Below are 16,046 nucleotides of genomic sequence, written 5' to 3'. Positions count from 1 at the left end.
AATCAATGCACTGGCAACGCCACGACCATTCTGAATTCCAGACGAGCGTTACCCGCATCTTTTAGCCAAAAATTCTGCACCGCCAATTGGTGGGTAGCCGTTTGGAGGAATTGCATCGTATAACCATCACGCACCTTCGGCATATCGACACCGAATGACATTGCCATCGCTGCGCTCCACACCGTTACGCCATCCCGAAGATTCACGATATACGCCATGCCGCCACGACCATTCAAACGATTTTCCACCACCAAGTCAGCTAAGCGTTGCCGTAGCACCGGATCGTCAATTGGCTCGAAGCGACCATTGGCGCTGTATTCTAGATTCCCTAACACATCGTACAGTAACTCGCCCTGTACTTCGGGGTTGGCTGCCAATTTGTAGGGGAACACCAACAGGGTGGCTGCCAACAATGTCAGCATCAACCCTGTTAGCGCAATGCCTAGGGCAAAATGACGGGCAATAGGGTGCTTTGCCTCGAACCATCGTTGCATTTCAGTTCCAACCTTTCTAACACTCGAATATTTTGATTATAGACCACAATAAGAAAAATGAATTGAAACTGAACGAGAGTGCGTCATAAAGCTCACTTGCTCCGATAAACGGTATCTAAATAGTCGTAAACGGCAAACAATCCCATCGCCTCCCCACCAGTTGGACGACCCGCACGATCACGGTTATTCCATGCCATCACATCGAAATGCACCCAAGGAATCGTGTCCGGCACGAATTCATTGAGGAACAAGGCTGCGGTGATCGCCCCACCGTAGCTACCGCCACTGTTGGTGAAGTCCGCGCAACGGCTGTTTAATTGCTCGAAGTAAGCGCGATGCAGCGGCAAATTCCAGATCAACTCTTCCGAGCTTGCTGAAGCCTCTTGAAGTTTCACCGTCAATGCCTTGTTATTGCTGAAAAACACCGGAATTTCCGTCCCCAGTGCCACCCGTGCTGCACCCGTTAACGTGGCAAAATCCATCAACACATCAGGTTTATGTGTCGCTGCTTCGGCAAGCGCATCGCACAATACCAAACGCCCTTCCGCATCGGTGTTATCCACTTCGACAGACTTGCCTGCCCGTGTCGCTAAAATATCACCGGGACGGAACGCATCCCCACCAATGGCATTATCCACCGCCGCAATCAGTACGCGTAACTGCACCGGCAGTTGCAACTGCATAATCAATTGCGCCAAACCCAAGACGTGCGCCGCGCCGCCCATGTCCTTTTTCATCAGACGCATGAATTGTGAGGGTTTAATATCCAACCCGCCCGTATCAAAACACACGCCTTTGCCCACCAACGTCACCGCTGGGTGATCGGGATTTCCCCAACGCAGTGTCAGTAAGCGCGGCACATGCGCACTAGCCCGCCCGACGGCATGAATTGCGGGGTAGTTTTGCGCCAGCAAGTCATCCCCGACAACCTCGCTGAAATCAGCGTCAAAAGCACGCGCCAAATGTGCCGTCGCAACGGACAATTGCTCCGGCATCATGTGATTCGCAGGCTGATTGATCAAATCACGCACCAACGCCACCGCTTGCACGAAGGCTTTGGCACGTTCTTGCTGGGCGCTTGCCAAATACAACACGGGGCGAGCTTTATTATCCGGCTTGGTGTAATGCTCAAAGCGGTAATACCCTAACCCCCAACCAATACTGGCTTGCAACACCTCGGCATCTGACCAATCGCTGCACAGGTGGTAATGCCCACGCGGCAATTTGTTAGGCAATGCTGCCACTGCCCAACGCACCCCCTCAGCGGCATCGTAACCCGCCAGCACTTTGCTAATTCCACCCTGCCCATTCGGTAACAGGCAAAGCTGCCCTGCTTTCGCGTTGAAATCGTGCAATTTTGCCCATTCCCGTTCAGCATCAGGCAGGGAAACCCTGACGGCTTCCCACGTCTGTGGCATCAGCGGGTAAATACCCACTGAGTTTTCTGGTTTTTCTTGTGTAAACATGGCGTTCCCCTTAACGCTTGCAACCATCCCACCAGCACGGCGTGCTACCGATGAAGTCCAGCAATGCCTGATACTTCGGTGCTTGGCTAGCGGGTTGGGTAATGTATTCCTTCGTACCCCACGGGCCATGCTTGGTAAACGTGCGCGGTGCAGTGTAGTGCATGAATAATGTACCGCCTTCAGCCTTCCAACCGCTCAACAAACGGGCGTAAACATCACGCATCCGTGGGTCACGATTCGCCGCAAATAACATCGGGTTCGGCATTTCTTCATCCGTTTTGGTTTTGAAATCCGCCAAACCTTGACCTGCTTCATACGCAATCAAGCGAATCCCGTATTTATCGGTAATCGCCTTTTGCATCCGTACATACCCCAATTCTTTCTCAAGAGAATGACGGTAAACGGGGTTATTGATCAAATCAAACGCCTGATCAACGCTGCCCACCGTGCGTAATTCCGCATGACCCCCAAACACATACGGGCCAATCGCCAAGGCATCCACATGCTTGTAGGCATCTTTGTGCGTCAAAAGGGTTTCACTCAGTTTATCATTCACCGTCCAGCCCGCGAGGATACGCACCAAACGCTGTGAACCGCCGTAAACACCTTCCCAAATAGTGAAAATCTCGACCGAACGTTGCGAGTAATAACGATTGCCAGCACGTTGGGCGTTGGTATCCAGCCCCAGTTTCATACCCATGTCGATCATGTAGTTGGCTTGAGTGAAAATCGTGTTCCACGCTTCGTTGCTGTATTCGATATGCGGCTTGAGGTTGCTATTCAAATGCTGCTTCACGTAAGACGCAAATTCGCGCACGTAATTATCATCGGCAGCATGAGGCAGTGTGAACCACGGATCAGCGTTCAAACGGTTCGCCAATTCAACTTGAATTTCCAACGGCGCACCGCGTGAACCTTCTTTACCACCCCACGCGGCTTTACTGAGGGTGTTGCGGTCTGACCATGCACGCTCGGTACTGCGCGTCACACCGCTCATGTTCATGAAACGGATGGCACGGAAATCTTTCATGAAGTTCATGAAATCGGGGTTAAATACGATGCTGCCCGCGTTTTCCACGAATGATTGGTAATTGCCACCACAGGCTGCGGCTGAGGCAACACGCTGGAACGGGTTGCTGGAGCAAATACCGCCAGGGGGCAAAATGCGAATATTACGCACGTAATTTTGCGGGTTACTGCGAGTAATCAGCAGCGAGGTATTCAGCATATTGTCGCTACCCGCAGCGATGGTAATGGTATCAACGCCTGCTTTGCGCTCGACCAGCGTGGCATCGTTCATGTACTGAATTTCGCCTTCGCCGTCATAGAGCACGGTATACGTGCCTTCGGGAATTACTGCGGCGGGCAGATTGGAGAGGAAACGCGTACCGGCTTGACCGCCATTCAGATTACTAGGCCAACCGTTTGCATCATACGTGACATTGCCCTTGGTCAACCACGGGCTGGCTTCTTCAAACGGCATTGCCGCACGCATCAGGTCGATAAACGGCATACTCGCGTCGCTTTCCATTACTTCATTGGTATTCATACCGATGGGTGAGGCGGCGTTATTGGTTGATAATGCGCCTCTGGCGGCTAACGTCGTGGTTGACGCGCTGCCTGCCGTATCCGTTGCCGTCTTGCCTGTCGGTGTACCGCAGCCGCTAACACCTAACGACAGAATTCCGCCCATCACGACCAATTGGGTCAATTTAGCCAGCATAGTTAGTCCTTTAGTCAATTTTTGCTTGTGATTTACCAGTAGATAGGGAGTCTAGCACGGGGTTTACGCAGGATGCGATGAATATGCTTTGCCTGCATGATGCACACCCATTACAATTGCGCCCTCATTATAGCCTTAACCTTTTATTGGAGTATTCCGCATGGCAGTTGAACAAACTATTTCCATTATCAAACCTGACGCAGTAGCTAAAAACGTGATCGGTCAGATCTACAGCCGTTTTGAAAACGCTGGTCTGAAAATCGTTGCTGCGAAAATGGTTCACCTGAGCCAAGAACGCGCTGAAGGTTTCTACGCGGTACACAAAGAGCGCCCTTTCTTTGGTGATTTGGTTGCATTCATGACGTCTGGCCCTGTTATGGTACAAGTACTGGAAGGCGAAAACGCTGTCACTAAAAACCGCGAATTGATGGGTGCTACTAACCCTAAGAATGCAGACGCTGGTACAATCCGTGCAGACTTCGCTGATTCCATTGACGAAAATGCCGTTCACGGTTCTGACAGCGCAGAAAATGCTGCGATTGAAATCGCTTACTTCTTCGGTACAGACGGTCTGTGCCCACGTACTCGTTAATTTAAGGTAAACGTCATCTGTGTCTGACACTGTTAAGAAAGTCAATCTGCTGGATTTTAGCCATGAAGGGCTGAAAGCGTATTTCACCTCCATCGGTGAAAAGCCGTTTCGTGCCACACAAATCATCAAATGGCTGCACCAGCTTAATGTCGACAGTGTTGACCAGATGACCAATATCAGCAAACCGCTGCGCCAATTTTTAACGGATAATGCCGTGATTCGCGCCCCGGAAATCGTGATGGATCAACAATCCGCTGATGGCACACACAAGTGGCTACTGCGGCTGGACGATGGCAATGCCATTGAAACCGTATTCATCCCAGAAGACGACCGGGGAACGCTATGCATTTCCTCGCAAGTCGGTTGTGCGCTGGATTGCACCTTCTGCTCCACCGCTCGCCAAGGTTTCAACCGTAATTTAACGACGGCGGAAATCATCGGGCAATTGTGGGTTGCCAAACGCACCTTGCAAGCTGATCCCAAAGGCGCTCGCGTCGTCAGCAATGTGGTGATGATGGGCATGGGCGAACCCTTGCTGAATTTCGATAACGTCATCAATGCCTTGCGCCTGATGATGGATGATAATGCTTACGGTCTGAGCAAACGCCGTGTCACCCTCAGCACCTCTGGCGTATTACCTGCATTGGATCGATTAGCCGATACGCTGGATGTTTCACTCGCCGTTTCCTTGCACGCACCGAATGACGCATTGCGTGACCAACTGGTTCCGCTGAACCGCAAATACCCGATCAAGGACTTGCTCGCCATGTGCCGCCAGTTCTTGGACAAAAAAACCACCGAGCGCAATCACATTACGTGGGAATACGTGATGCTGGATGGCATCAACGACCGTGACGAACATGCCATTCAACTGGCAAAAATACTCAAGGGCATTCCCTCGAAAATCAACCTGATTCCGTTCAACCCGTTTCCTGAAACGCGCTATAAACGCTCTAGTAACAACCGGATACACCGCTTCCGTGATATTCTGTCCGAAGCTGGTTATACTGTAATCACCAGAAAAACACGCGGCGACGATATTGACGCTGCCTGTGGCCAACTGGCCGGTCAAGTCAACGACAAAAGCCGCAGAGAGATTCATTTCGCCCGCATAGAACGGTAGATAATAGCAATGAAAACAATAAAACAGACGTTTTTTCTCCTGTTAATGAGCAGCATTATAGGGGGCTGCTCCACGACATCCTCATCTGAAAGCGACAAAGCAGGGAGTTATTACACCCAGCTTGGTGTCGGCTATTTGCAAAAAGGGCGTTTGGATTTAGCCAATATGAATCTGGAAAAAGCCCTCGCGCAAGATGACAGTTCAGCACCTGCGCACCACTATTACGCTTTGCTGCAAGAGCGTTTAGGTAACGATGCTAAAGCGGGCAAGCACTTCCGTGAAGCCATGAGCCTGACCCCGCAAGATTCGGATTTGCTGAATAATTACGGCTCTTACCTGTGCCGTACTGGCAAATACGCCGACGCGGATAAGGCATTTATGGCAGCGGTGCGCGACCCGCTGTATAAAACGCCCGAATTTGCCTACACCAATGCCGGTATTTGCACCAAAAAAGCGGGCAATATTGTGCAAGCCGAAACCTATTTCCGGCAAGCATTGGAAAAAAATAACCGTTTCTCGGAAGCCCTCTACCAGATGGGCAAACTCCACCATGAAAAAGGTGAGTCTGCCAAAGCAGAAGCCTTCCTTTACCGCTATAATGACAATGCACCAGCAACGCCGGACAGCCTATGGCTGTGTTATCAGGTGCAAACGCGTTTAAATGAAACGGAAAAAGCGGATGCCTGTGCGACCGAGCTACGGGCAAAATTTCCAGACAGCCCTGCCGCCAGCCAAATTGATTGATAAAAAATTGGAGGACATGTGACAGAGACAGCCACCTCAGTCGAAGAAAGGACATCTTCAACGGTACAGCCCGGCGATTTGACTGCACAACTCGTGCAATGCCGTGAAAAAGCGGGGCTTGACATCGAACAGGCAGCGGAAGAATTGCACCTGTCCACCCATATTTTGCGGGCATTAGAAGCCGAAGACTTTGCCCATTTGCCAGAGCCACCGTATGTGCGCGGCTATCTGCGCGGCTATTCCAAACTGGCGGATATTGACGCGAAAGAGTTGATTCGTGTCTATGAAGCCTTGCGCGGTGCAAAACCGGATGAAATTGCACATCACTTTGCGCCTGCCCGCCCGTTGAACAAAGTGGCACAGCCAGCGATGTCCAGCTCGACCCTGAAGTTCATTGGCTTTGGGGCATTGGTGTTATTGCTGGGGCTATTTTCCATGATTCCGGGGGTACGTGACTGGGCTAACCACACTTGGTCAGCGTTCTCGGCACAAACCAACCCGCCCGATGTACCGCGTCCACCGTCGGCAATGGATGCTTACGTTGCGCAAAAAGAAGCAATGGAACGCGAAAAAGATCAAGCCGCGCAACAACTCCAACAACAGCAAGCCGCAACACTGGCGGCAGCGACACCGGCAACACCAACGTTAGTAACTCCGCCTGTTGCTGCGCCCGTAGCACCTACCGTGGCAACACCTGAAGCAGAAAAAGCCACTGTGGAAACCAAAACCGCTGCAACACCTAGCACTGACGTTGCAGCAACCCCAACAGCGGATACCACGGTTGTCACCCCGACCAGCGCTCCTGTGGCAAACAGCGTAACACCACCTGCAACAGCAGCCACGACACCTGCTGCGACAACACCAGAAACAACGGCGACACCAAGCGCTACCACCACCACTCCACCCGCGACGGTGGCAACCGCTGCGGCGGATGCGGCTGCTCCGCTAGTGGCGGGTGAAATCAGCATTAAAATGGAATTTACTGAAGAAGTATGGATGCAGATCAAAGGTGATGATAAAAAAACCCTGTTTGAATCACTCAACACTTCAGGCAATATCAAAGAATTCAAAGCCACTCCGCCATTGAATGTGAAAATCGGCAATGCACCCGGCGTGAAAATTTTCGTCAACGGTCAGCCCTTTGATTTAGCCCCTCACACCAAAGGCAGTGTTGCCCGTTTCCGAGTCGAGTAAGCATGAGCAAAAATATCCAATCCATCCGAGGCATGAATGACATTCTTCCGGAGGCTACGCCCGCATGGCAATACCTTGAAAATACCGCCCGCACCTTGCTGAACCGCTACGGCTACAGCGAAATTCGGATGCCCATCGTCGAGCAAACTGACCTGTTTTCACGCGCCGTCGGCGAAGTCACCGATATTGTCGAAAAGGAAATGTACACCTTTGCCGACCGTAACGACGACAGCTTGAGCTTGCGCCCGGAAGGCACAGCCGGTTGCATTCGCGCAGGTATTCAGCACGGACTTTTCCACAACCAACAGCAACGCCTGTGGTATACCGGCCCTATGTTCCGCCACGAACGTCCGCAAAAAGGGCGTTACCGTCAATTCCACCAAATCGGTGTGGAAGCGTTCGGTATGGCTGGTCCCGATATTGATGCTGAGCTCATCGCCATGACCGCTCGCTTGTGGAAAACCCTCGGTATCCGCAACCTACGCTTGGAACTGAACACACTCGGCACGCCCGAATCACGCCACGCCTACCGTGCATTACTGGTGGACTATTTCACGGCGCATGAAGCGCATTTGGATGACGATTCCAAACGCCGCTTGCACACCAATCCGCTGCGCATTTTGGATACCAAAAACCCCGATCTGAAAGACATCGTGGCAGGCGCACCGAGCTTGCACGATCATCTGGATGCGGTTTCCCGCGAACATTTTGCGACCTTGCGTTCGTTGTTGGATAGCATGGGCATTGCTTATGAAGTCAACCAACGGCTGGTACGTGGGCTGGATTATTACACTCACATGGTGTTCGAGTGGGTAACAGATGATCTTGGCGCACAAAGCACCGTGTGTGCTGGCGGGCGTTACGATGGCTTGGTAGAACAACTCGGCGGCAAACCCACCCCCGGTGTCGGCTTCGGCATGGGCATGGAACGCTTGATTCTATTGCTGGAAACCCAAGGCATTGCCATTCCTGTTACCGCACCAGATGTGTTCCTCATTATGGCTGGCAAAACCGCCATTCAAGCGGGTTTGGCACTCGCTGAAACCGTGCGGGATGCGTTGCCAAACTTACGCTTGATCAGCAATGGCGGCGAAGGCAGTTTCAAAACACAAATGAAACGCGCCGACAAATCCACTGCCCGTTTCGCGCTGATTCTGGGCGAAAACGAAGTGGAACGGGGTGAAATCGGTCTCAAACCCTTGCGCGATGGCAGTGAGCAGATTACCCTTTCCCTCAACCAAGTAGCGCAGCAACTTGCCGTTTTGCTTGAAAAAACACAATAAATTAACCTTAAATACTCTCACTCAGGGGCAAACTGATGTCTGATTACAAAACCGACGACGAAAAAGTCGAAGACCTTAAAAATTGGTGGAAAGAAAACGGCACCTCCGTCATGGCGGGGATTGCACTCGCGATTGGCGGGCTGTTTGGCTGGCAATATTGGCAAGATTATCAAGCCAATACCGCTACAGAAGCCTCAGCACTGTATGCTAAAGTCGATAAAGCCAGTGCAACGTCAATGGATCAAGCCAAAATCAACATCCAGACGCTGCAAAACGACTACGCATCCACTCCGTATGCAGCGATTGCTAGCCTAAAAGCAGCCCAGCAATACGCAGAAAAAGGTGAATACGAACCTGCTGCCACTGCTTTGCGCTGGGTTATCGACAACAGCAAGGAAGACGATTACAAACACTTGGCGAGTATTCGTTTAGCACGCGTGCTGCTGGCGATGAAAAAAGTCGACGAAGCCCTGACGCTCACCAAGCAAACCTATCCAGCCGCTTATCAAGCGCTGCTTGACGAATTGCAAGGCGATATTTATGTCGCTCAAAATAAACCTACCGAAGCACGCGCCGCTTATGACAAAGCCATGGTCGGCGCGGCGGGTAACGCCAGCGAGGTGATCAAGCTGAAGCGTGACAACCTCGGTACGGGAACTTAATCAAGGATGCCATGAAAAATACCACTGCCGCCGTACTGATTGCTGTTGCCCTCACGGGGTGCAGCACCTTCTCGCAAATGACGTCAGCCGTCATGCCGACTAAAACCGACAGTGCTACGCTGCCCAAAACCTTGAAAGACCTCAAGCCCACCGCAACGGTACGCACTCTCTGGCAAGTCAGCACGGGCAGCGGCGCAGGCAAAGACTACGTGCGCATTCACCCACAAGTGGATGCCAGTGCAGTCTTGGTTGCTGGAGGCAGCGCCGCCAGTGCATGGAGCAAAGTCAACGGCAGTCTTCTCTGGAAAACCGCGTTGGATGGCGATGTCACGGGCGGTGTCAGCAGTGGTGAAGGCGGTGTCTTTCTTGGCACAGGCAAGGGCAACGCCCTCGCACTGGATCGCCAAACCGGCAAAATCGTCTGGAAAACCCCGCTGGGTAGCGAAGTCTTAGCCGTTTCCCCACCCAAAAACGGGATCGTCGTCTTCCGCACCAGCAACGGCGGTTTGCACGGCTTAGCGCTGCAAAGTGGGCAAGTCATCTGGCAGCAAGAACGCAAAAACCCCACGCTCTCCTTACGCGGTGCAAGCACCCCGCTAGTGGTTGGCGGCATGGTGATTGCAGGCTTTGACAGCGGGGTCGTCACCGCTTTTGATATGCAATCCGGTAAAGGTCTGTGGGAAATTACCCTATCCGAACCGCGTGGCAAGAGTGATCTTGACCGCATGACCGACGTGGATGGCGAAATGAAAGCCTTGGGTGAAGCCCTGTTTGCCACCAGCTACAACGGGCGTATTGCTGGCATCAATATGCGTAACGGTGAAATGGCGTGGGCAGCGCCCTACTCTAGCTATACCGGCGTGGATGCTGATCCGAACGGGTTATACACCAGCAGCGATACGGGGGATTTGTGGAAACTTGCCCCCCTCAGCGGCACACCTGTCTGGAAAATGGACGATCTACAACGCCGTCAGCCCACCGCCCCAACCTTGCTGGGGCAATACCTCGTGATCGGTGATTACCAAGGCTATGTGCATTGGGTCAATACCAGCAATGGGCAAATTGCCGCACGCGTACAAGGTGACAAAGCCGGTTACACTGTTGCCCCCGTCAAAGACGGCAACACGGTGTATACCTTGGGCAAAAACGGCTTACTCTCGGCGTTCAGTCTCTAACAAACGCTGCCATGCGGGATGCGCTGCCATCGCTTGCAGTGCATCTTGCAACAAAGTTTTGCCCGGTTCGGTACGAGGCCACGTTGATAAACCAGACGGATGCGGCAGCGATCGACAGACGGCAGACATGTACACCCGTTGGCGAAACGCCTCCTCATCCAAACCAATACCCTCAAACCATTTGAACAAGGTTTTACCGGCTGTCCAACCAAACGGGCGCATGACTTTGGCTTCGTGAATCCCCGGCGCTTGCCCGATGGACATGACGGGCGATAACACGGGATCGCCTGTAATGACGGGGCGAATCATCTGCGGACACAGCGTGCATTGGCGTAACGCCTGCTGATGTTGCAGCAAATCAACAGGTATCAAACGCGGTGGTGTATTCATCGGCATCCCTGACTAACGTTTTCCAAATGCACCTGATCATAAGCAGGTGTTGCTGCAAACACAAACAGCCTCGGTTTTACTTGACCACCCCACGCTGCTCTCATACATTCAAGCACATTCATGCCTCATAACATTAATCGGTGCTTCATAATGCAATCACGTAATAACAAAATTGGCGGCTGTCGCGTTGGCGCTGTTCCTGCGGATGCACCACGGCGCAAAATCGGGCGTTCCGCCGCAAAACCGTTGCCCCCCAAAGTCGATTTACGCCCGTATCTAACCGCAGTCGAAGAACAAGTCGGCTCTAGCTGCGTGGCGAATGCTTGCGCGGGTGCGTATGAATACCTTGCCAAGCGCCAATTGGGCGAAGAAGCGGGCGATGTCAGCCGCCTGTTTATCTATTTCAATGCACGGTACGAAGAAGGCGATGCGGACGAAGACGCAGGCACGAGTATGCAAGCTGCGATTGAAGGTTTGAAAAAATACGGTGCGTGCCATGAAGATTTATGGCCTAACGACGAAGACGCGATTACCACCGAACCCGATAGCAGCGCTTACGAACACGCCGCCCGTTTCAAAATTGCCGAGGCAGAATACGTCGCCACCGAGCTGGATTTATATCGCCACACCTTGGCGGATGGCTACCCTATCGCGTTTTGCTTGAATACCTTCACCTCGTTTGATGATGCCACGGATAACCGTGGGCGCGTGCCCATCCCGAAAAAAGCCGAACAAGTGCGCGAAGAACACGGCTGGCACGCCATGCTGTGCGTCGGTTATTTGGATAAAGATCAGATGTTTATTGTGCGCAATTCGTGGGGAAACGCGTGGGGCGACCAAGGTTACTGCTACATCCCTTACAAATACGTGATTCATGATGAACTCAATGGGCACGATACTTGGGTGGTGAAAGCGGTGGAAGATTTGGATTTCAGTGCTGACCTCGAATCCGAGGATGATAGCTCTTACTTTGCCGCTGAAGGTTCGATCCAGTTATTTGATTTCTATGTTGCCACCGATGACGTAGAAGGTTTTGCCACGTCCCTCGAAGCCTTGTGTGAAGAGTACGAAAACGAAGACTCGTTCTATTTTGATTACGAAGAAAGCGAAGAAGACGGCATGACTTACGCCAGCATTACCAACTTCGACCTATCACTGGATGAGCCGGATGCGTTTATGGAAGCACTTGATGCGCTGTGCAACGAATGGGCAGAAGATGAAAACTACGACTACAGCGTAGAAGGCTATGATGACGCCGAAGCTGAAGACGACGAAACTGAAGAAGATGATACGGAAACGGCCACGGTCACACTAACCGGTTTTTACGTTTATACCGACGATACGGAAGCCGTTGCGGCAAAAATCGAAAAGTTGTGTTCCAAACACACCACCGATGACGACTACAGCATCGAATGGGAAGAAAGCGAGGACGAAAACGGCACTTACGTCGATTTTTCTACCTTTGAAGTCACCCCAGACGATGAAGAAGCCTTCCTCGCCGCACTCGAAGCCCTCTGCGAAAAACTCTGCAACGACAACGGTTACAATTGGGATGAATAAACAAGCACGCTGGCAATTCTGGATCGACCGAGGCGGCACGTTCACGGACATCGTGGCGCAAGCCCCCGACGGCACGCTACACACTCACAAATTGCTGTCGGAAAACCCAGAACGCTATCCCGACGCGGCATTACAAGGCATCCGTGATCTGCTCGGTATAGCGACGGGGCAAGCGCTTCCCACCGAATGCATCGACACGGTACGTATGGGTACAACCGTCGCCACCAACGCCTTGCTGGAACACAAAGGTGCACCCGTATTGCTGGTGACAACGCACGGTTTCGGCGATGCCTTGCGGATTGGCTACCAGCAACGCCCCTATCTGTTCGCGCTCGACATCGAATTGCCGCAGATGCTGTACAGCGATGTGTTGGAAGTGGAGGAACGTATTGCAGCGGATGGTGAAATTTTGCAAGCGCCCGATGCAGATCACATTCGCCCTGCCCTGCAAGCCGCTTACGCTAAAGGTTTGCGCTCGGTAGCCATTTTGTTCATGCACGCTTATCGCTACCCGCAACACGAAATGCTGGTCGCAGACATTGCCCGCGAAGTGGGTTTCACCCAGATTTCTACCAGCCACGCGGTTAGCCCACTGATCAAATTCGTCGGGCGCGGCGATACCACGGCGGTGGATGCGTATCTCTCGCCCGTATTGCGCCGTTATGTCGAGCAAGTGGCACGGGAACTGCCGAATACCAAGCTGTTTTTCATGCAATCCAACGGCGGTTTGACGCACGCGAATCACTTTGCGGGTAAGGATGCGATTCTGTCAGGGCCCGCCGGTGGCGTGGTCGGCATGGTGCAAACCGCGCTGGCAGCGGGTTTCGACAAGTTGATTGGCTTTGATATGGGTGGCACGTCAACTGATGTGTGCCATTTTGCGGGTGAATACGAACGCACGCTGGAAAGCCACATTGCTGGGGCGCGGATTCGTGCGCCAATGATGTTGATTCATACCGTGGCGGCGGGTGGTGGCTCAATCCTGCATTTTGATGGGCAACGTTTTCGGGTGGGGCCTGATTCTGCCGGAGCGAATCCAGGGCCTGCGGCGTATCGGCGTGGCGGTGAACTAACGATCACTGATTGCAATGTCTTGCTGGGGAAATTGCAGGCGGATTATTTCCCTGCCATTTTCGGGGGTGAGGGGAATGAGCCGTTGGATGTGGAGGTGGTGCGGGAAAAATTCACCGCGTTAGCTGAGCGCAGCCGAAACCTCACCCCTGAACAAGTCGCCGAAGGTTTTATCAGCGTTGCCGTCGAGAATATGGCGAATGCGATCAAAAAGATTTCGGTGCAGCGCGGCTATGATGTGAGTGAGTATGCGCTGTGCTGCTTTGGCGGCGCGAGTGGGCAACATGCGTGTCTGGTGGCGGAAGCGTTGGGGATGCGCAAGGTATTTTTGCATCCGTTCGCGGGGGTGCTGTCGGCGTATGGAATGGGGTTGGCGGATGTGCGCCATATTGTGACACGCAGTGTGGAGGTGGCGTTGGATGATGCGTTGCTGGTAAGTTTGCAGCAACAACAGGCAAAACTGGTCGCAGAAACGGCGGCACATATTCGTAACCAAGGTGTCAGTACGGCACACATGCGGTATGAAACACGCTTGCATTGTCGTTATACGGGATCGGATTCGAGCTTGCTGCTGGCTTGGGCTGGGGAAGATGCGGCGGGAATTCGGGTGGCGTTTGAGGGAGTGCATCGGCAGCGCTTTGGGTTTGTGACGGCGGAAAAAGGGGTTGTTGTTGCTAGTGTTGAGGTGGAGGGGATTGCTGTAGGTCGGGCTTCAGCCCGACTTCCCCCCATCCCCAGCCCTTCCCCCGCAAGGGGTGAAGGGAGCGAAGAGGGGGAAACGCGGCATCCGGTGTTTATGCGCGGGGAATGGTGGGATACGCCGTTTTATCAGCGGGATGGTTTAGCTGTTGGACAAACAATTACCGGCCCTGCGGTTATTCTGGAAAGTACCGGGACAGTGGTCATTGAACCGGATTGGAAAGTCCAACTGACCGATCAGGGCAATTTGGTGATGGAACAACTCCCCTCTTCATCTTCACTCCCTTCACCCCTTGCGGGGGAAGGGTCGGGGATGGGGGGTAAGGAGACGGCAGCCTCCCCCGATCCCATCCGCCTAGAAATCTTCAATAACCTGTTCATGTCCATCGCTGAGCAAATGGGTTTTGTGCTGGAACAAACCGCCGTGTCGGTGAATATCAAGGAACGCTTGGACTTTTCCTGCGCCATCTTCGATCCCGAAGGCAATCTGGTGGCGAATGCGCCGCACATGCCCGTGCATCTGGGCAGCATGAGTGAAAGTATCAAAGCGGTGATCCATGCTAACGCGGGGCAGATGCAGGCAGGTGATGTGTATGTGCTTAACGACCCCTACCACGGCGGCACGCATTTACCCGACATTACCGTGGTCAAACCCGTGTTTGACGATGCGGGCAATAGCATCATTTTCTACGTCGCCACGCGGGGGCATCATGCGGATATAGGCGGCATTACCCCCGGCTCGATTCCCCCACAAAGCCGCACGATTGCTGAAGAAGGCATCTTGCTCACTAATGTTAAACTGGTGGAACGCGGGCGTTTTCGTGAAGCTGAAATGCGGGCGTTACTGGCATCAGGCGTGTACCCTGCGCGGAATATCGACTACAACATTGCCGATTTAAAAGCACAACTTGCCGCTTGTACGCGAGGCGAAACCGAACTCACCCGCATGATTGCGCAAATGGGACTGACAACGGTGCAAGCCTATATGCGCCACGTCCAAGACAACGCGGAGGCTTCCGTGCGCCGTGTGATTAGCAGCCTCAAAGATGGCAGTTTCCAATATGACATGGACGATGGTAGCCGGATTTGCGTAACGATTACGGTGGATACGGCGCAACGTGCCGCCACGTTGGATTTCACGGGAACTAGCTCACAACACGCGGGTAATTTGAATGCGCCCACCGCGATTACTCGCGCTGCCGTGCTGTACGTGTTCCGCTGTTTGGTAGCGGACAACATCCCGCTCAACGAAGGTTGCCTCAAGCCCTTGCACATCATTATTCCACCCGGCTCGATGTTGAACCCGCAATATCCGGCAGCCGTGGTGGCAGGCAATGTGGAAACCTCGCAGTACGTGGTAGACGCGCTGTTCGGCGCACTCGGCATCATGGGCGCAGCGCAAGGCACAATGAACAACGTGACGTGGGGCAATGCGCAACACCAGTATTACGAAACCCTGTGCGGCGGCGCGGGAGCAACGGCACAGGCGAATGGCGCAAGTGCGGTACATACCCACATGACCAATTCGCGTTTGACCGACCCCGAAATCCTCGAAACGCGCTTTCCGGTACGGCTGGAAGCATTCCACATCCGCCCGCATTCCGGCGGCAAAGGCAAACAGCGCGGCGGTGATGGCGTGGTGCGCAAAACCCGCTTCCTCGAACCGATGACGGTCAGCCTTGTGTCAGGGCATCGCAAGGTTGCGCCGTATGGCATGGCGGGTGGGCGCAATGGGCAATGCGGGGTGAATCGCGTGTTGCGAGCCGATGGCTATCTGGAAACGCTGGCAGGCGTCGCGCAAGTGGAAGTAAAGGCGGGTGATGTGCTAACGGTCGCTACGCCGGGCGGCGGAGGCTATGGCGCGTAACGC

13 protein-coding genes are annotated in these 16,046 nt (G+C 53.3%); 9 read left to right on the top strand and 4 right to left on the bottom strand.

The window, feature by feature from the left end; all coding sequences use genetic code 11:
- Window positions 1-2 precede the first annotated feature (2 nt).
- The 3 genes from J1836_RS18925 to J1836_RS18915 all read right to left on the bottom strand — a co-directional run bounded on the left by J1836_RS18925 (window position 3) and on the right by J1836_RS18915 (window position 3,683).
- Window positions 3-494 (bottom strand): hypothetical protein, encoded by a 492-nt coding sequence (locus J1836_RS18925; RefSeq protein WP_207252661.1) that lies wholly within the window; start codon window positions 492-494, stop codon window positions 3-5.
- 92 nt (window positions 495-586) lie between these two features.
- Window positions 587-1,960, bottom strand: a complete 1,374-nt coding sequence (locus tag J1836_RS18920) for a leucyl aminopeptidase family protein (RefSeq protein ID WP_207252660.1) — start codon at window positions 1,958-1,960, stop codon at window positions 587-589.
- 10 nt (window positions 1,961-1,970) lie between these two features.
- A complete protein-coding gene (locus J1836_RS18915; protein ID WP_207252659.1) occupies window positions 1,971-3,683 on the bottom strand; it encodes a hypothetical protein in 1,713 nt (570 codons plus the stop codon).
- Between the two features lie 160 nt (window positions 3,684-3,843).
- Here J1836_RS18915 and ndk point away from each other — a divergent pair, with 160 nt between their 5' ends.
- Genes ndk through bamB form a run of 7 tightly spaced genes read left to right on the top strand, consistent with a single transcriptional unit; the run spans window position 3,844 to window position 10,456 of the window.
- The gene (gene ndk, locus J1836_RS18910; protein ID WP_207252658.1) at window positions 3,844-4,275 is read left to right on the top strand and encodes a nucleoside-diphosphate kinase; all 432 of its coding nucleotides are present in this window, start codon (window positions 3,844-3,846) and stop codon (window positions 4,273-4,275) included.
- A gap of 19 nt (window positions 4,276-4,294) precedes the next feature.
- The gene (rlmN, locus tag J1836_RS18905; RefSeq protein ID WP_207252657.1) at window positions 4,295-5,398 is read left to right on the top strand and encodes a dual-specificity RNA methyltransferase RlmN; all 1,104 of its coding nucleotides are present in this window, start codon (window positions 4,295-4,297) and stop codon (window positions 5,396-5,398) included.
- A 9-nt stretch (window positions 5,399-5,407) separates the two neighbouring features.
- A complete protein-coding gene (gene pilW / locus J1836_RS18900) occupies window positions 5,408-6,142 on the top strand; it encodes a type IV pilus biogenesis/stability protein PilW (protein WP_207252656.1) in 735 nt (244 codons plus the stop codon).
- A gap of 18 nt (window positions 6,143-6,160) precedes the next feature.
- Entirely contained in the window at window positions 6,161-7,336 is a 1,176-nt protein-coding gene (locus tag J1836_RS18895; protein WP_207252655.1) for a helix-turn-helix domain-containing protein, read from the top strand.
- Window positions 7,337-7,338: 2 nt separating this feature from the next.
- Window positions 7,339-8,619, top strand: coding sequence for a histidine--tRNA ligase (hisS, locus tag J1836_RS18890; RefSeq protein WP_207252653.1), 1,281 nt, complete (start codon window positions 7,339-7,341; stop codon window positions 8,617-8,619).
- Window positions 8,620-8,654: 35 nt separating this feature from the next.
- Window positions 8,655-9,281, top strand: coding sequence for a YfgM family protein (locus J1836_RS18885; protein WP_207252651.1), 627 nt, complete (start codon window positions 8,655-8,657; stop codon window positions 9,279-9,281).
- Window positions 9,282-9,292: 11 nt separating this feature from the next.
- Window positions 9,293-10,456, top strand: coding sequence for an outer membrane protein assembly factor BamB (bamB, locus tag J1836_RS18880; RefSeq protein WP_207252650.1), 1,164 nt, complete (start codon window positions 9,293-9,295; stop codon window positions 10,454-10,456).
- Here the strand turns inward: bamB and J1836_RS18875 are convergent.
- Window positions 10,433-10,846: a uracil-DNA glycosylase family protein gene (locus J1836_RS18875; RefSeq protein ID WP_242632921.1), complete on the bottom strand. Its 414-nt coding sequence runs from the start codon at window positions 10,844-10,846 to the stop codon at window positions 10,433-10,435. The genes bamB and J1836_RS18875 overlap by 24 nt on opposite strands.
- A gap of 150 nt (window positions 10,847-10,996) precedes the next feature.
- On the opposite strand from J1836_RS18875, the gene J1836_RS18870 reads away from it, so the two are divergent.
- Both J1836_RS18870 and J1836_RS18865 read left to right on the top strand, forming a co-directional pair.
- Window positions 10,997-12,406, top strand: coding sequence for a C1 family peptidase (locus J1836_RS18870; protein ID WP_207252648.1), 1,410 nt, complete (start codon window positions 10,997-10,999; stop codon window positions 12,404-12,406).
- Window positions 12,399-16,043: a hydantoinase B/oxoprolinase family protein gene (locus J1836_RS18865; protein ID WP_207252647.1), complete on the top strand. Its 3,645-nt coding sequence runs from the start codon at window positions 12,399-12,401 to the stop codon at window positions 16,041-16,043. The genes J1836_RS18870 and J1836_RS18865 overlap by 8 nt, the downstream gene beginning before the upstream one ends.
- The last annotated feature ends 3 nt before the right edge of the window (window positions 16,044-16,046 follow it).

It is taken from the genome of Thiothrix fructosivorans, from assembly GCF_017349355.1.
In the GTDB taxonomy this organism is placed as follows: Bacteria; Pseudomonadota; Gammaproteobacteria; order Thiotrichales; family Thiotrichaceae; genus Thiothrix; species Thiothrix fructosivorans.
The sequence above is the reverse complement of the archived record's forward strand: the minus strand, read 5'-3'. Positions and strand labels throughout refer to the sequence as shown.

Bases quoted from the DNA above. Each gene is read 5' to 3' on its own strand.
- J1836_RS18925 (WP_207252661.1), bottom strand. From the start codon at position 494: ATGCAACGATGGTTCGAGGCAAAGCACCCTATTGCCCGTCATTTTGCC.
- J1836_RS18920 (WP_207252660.1), bottom strand. From the start codon at position 1,960: ATGTTTACACAAGAAAAACCAGAAAACTCAGTGGGTATTTACCCGCTG.
- J1836_RS18915 (WP_207252659.1), bottom strand. From the start codon at position 3,683: ATGCTGGCTAAATTGACCCAATTGGTCGTGATGGGCGGAATTCTGTCG.
- ndk (WP_207252658.1), top strand. From the start codon at position 3,844: ATGGCAGTTGAACAAACTATTTCCATTATCAAACCTGACGCAGTAGCT.
- pilW (WP_207252656.1), top strand. From the start codon at position 5,408: ATGAAAACAATAAAACAGACGTTTTTTCTCCTGTTAATGAGCAGCATT.
- hisS (WP_207252653.1), top strand. From the start codon at position 7,339: ATGAGCAAAAATATCCAATCCATCCGAGGCATGAATGACATTCTTCCG.
- J1836_RS18885 (WP_207252651.1), top strand. From the start codon at position 8,655: ATGTCTGATTACAAAACCGACGACGAAAAAGTCGAAGACCTTAAAAAT.
- bamB (WP_207252650.1), top strand. From the start codon at position 9,293: ATGAAAAATACCACTGCCGCCGTACTGATTGCTGTTGCCCTCACGGGG.
- J1836_RS18875 (WP_242632921.1), bottom strand. From the start codon at position 10,846: ATGAATACACCACCGCGTTTGATACCTGTTGATTTGCTGCAACATCAG.
- J1836_RS18870 (WP_207252648.1), top strand. From the start codon at position 10,997: ATGCAATCACGTAATAACAAAATTGGCGGCTGTCGCGTTGGCGCTGTT.
- J1836_RS18865 (WP_207252647.1), top strand. From the start codon at position 12,399: ATGAATAAACAAGCACGCTGGCAATTCTGGATCGACCGAGGCGGCACG.